Source organism: Spirochaeta lutea (assembly GCF_000758165.1).
Lineage (GTDB): Bacteria > Spirochaetota > Spirochaetia > DSM-27196 > Salinispiraceae > Spirochaeta_D > Spirochaeta_D lutea.
The window spans coordinates 1-380 of record NZ_JNUP01000013.1; the positions used below are offsets into that span (position 1 = coordinate 1).

Annotated in this window: 1 protein-coding gene; it reads right to left on the minus strand. The window is 53.7% G+C overall.

Annotation, left to right across the window (positions count from 1 at the left end):
* Positions 1–380 (minus strand): hypothetical protein (locus DC28_RS16490; RefSeq protein ID WP_162180176.1); only part of this gene is annotated, 380 nt, incomplete at both ends.

Genomic DNA, 380 nt, shown 5'->3' on the forward strand with positions numbered 1-380 from the left:
ATCAGCGGTAACGCTCTGGGCTCCTGAGGTAAACACTGAATCCAAGTCCGCTGTCGAGGCGCTGCTTACCGTGAAATTGGTTAAATGGTTCGCCACCGTCACAAGATCAGTTCCCACAACCCCGGCCACGTCAACCGTTCCGGTTCCCGCTGTCAGATCAAGGGCAAATGCGCCATCTATCGTTCCCGGAGTTGTAAAGCTAATGTCACTGTTAGCTGTGGTTACATCTACATCGGTGGTCAGGACCGTCGCTCCTTCAAAACTGATCGGCGAGGTTGCAGCGGTACTCTGGTAAGTCGACCCATTCAAATTGATCGTATCACCGGTGACGCTCTGGGCTCCTGCGGTATACACCGAAGCTAAATCTGCAGTCGAGGCAC